This window comes from Helicobacter labetoulli, assembly GCF_003670275.1.
Classification (GTDB): Bacteria; Campylobacterota; Campylobacteria; order Campylobacterales; family Helicobacteraceae; genus Helicobacter_C; species Helicobacter_C labetoulli.
Genome location: NZ_QXJF01000033.1, coordinates 1 through 1136, shown reverse-complemented (window position 1 = coordinate 1136; position 1136 = coordinate 1). Strand labels below are relative to the sequence as shown.

General features: G+C 35.7%; 1 protein-coding gene and 1 pseudogene. Both read right to left on the bottom strand.

The genetic code is table 11. From position 1 onward, the window contains the following. A partial coding sequence (locus EBF12_RS12105; RefSeq protein ID WP_482793329.1) for a putative barnase/colicin E5 family endoribonuclease occupies positions 1–434 on the bottom strand: 434 nt, incomplete at its 3' end. A 108-nt stretch (positions 435–542) separates the two neighbouring features. Next, a pseudogene (locus tag EBF12_RS12100) lies at positions 543–1136 on the bottom strand (DUF3519 domain-containing protein); the annotation flags it as partial.

The following is a 1136-nucleotide window of genomic DNA, read 5'->3' as shown; positions in this document are numbered from 1 at the left end:
GCGATTGCATTATATTTTTCAAGCTCTGGCAGCAGCTCACTATACTCGTGCTTTGTTTGTGTGGTTTGCGGTATAATATCTTTAGAGTTTAAAGGCAGAGTCTCGCCTTTTGTTAAAGAAGCAGAGTTGCTACCTTGCTTCTCGCTCTGTAATTTAGAGTTATCAAATGCAGTAACTACCCATTTATTCTTGCCGATTTTTACACCATTTTCATTCCACCCTATATTTAAGCCTACTTTATAATCGCCTAAAGTGATATTATAGCCGTTATGTGTTTTTACCACTTCCCCATTTTGTATAATCTCATCTAGCTCTTTTGCTATATCCTTAAACTCACTCCCGTGCTTGTCTAAAATATGCTTTAATCCAAAGTTAGAATCTCCCCATACTAAATCAATATCCCCTAATTCTTTACGATAAAATGCCCCGCTCACTTGCCCTTGTCTTTCTGCTAGTAGCTTTTGTATTACAGATTCTCCACTATGATAATGTTCTGCATAATTTGTGCCAAATTCTTTTAAAGGTTTAATGTCAAGGGCTTCTTATATGCTTAGTCTATCGTGTTGTAATGAGCTTGTAGCGATATGTTCGCTTAAGTCTTGTATATCCCCTTTTTTAAGCCTTGCTTGAAACTTCCCAAATGCCACTTTAAAGCTTGGTTTGTTTATATCCGGCTCTTTAAAGCCAAGCTCTTGTGCTTTATCTCTAAGGGTATTAAATAACAAAAGCTCCGCGTGTTTAGCTGTATCTTTAAAAGGCTTGTCTTTAAAGTCGTTTAAAAGCTGTGCTGAAACTTCTTGTATTGTATCAGTATCTTTGACATAGGCTTTTAGCTCATTTGCTAAGCCTTGCTCATATAGTCGTGGGAAATCTTGTATAAGCTCTTTATACTCTTGTGGTATTGCTTGATTGAAATATTGCTTTTCTAGCTCTATTATCTCATCAGGCTTGAAAGCGTGGTGTAAATACTCTTTATCGGGATTCTTACTCTCTGCGATTTGTTGCCTTGTCTGCTGTATTTTTGTTTGTAATGCTACAAGTTGTGGATTATCCTTTGGTATTTGTGTTTTTACTTGTTTTGTTGGGGCATTAAAATCTATTTCATTTAAAATGTTTGTAAATTTCTTGTTATAGTA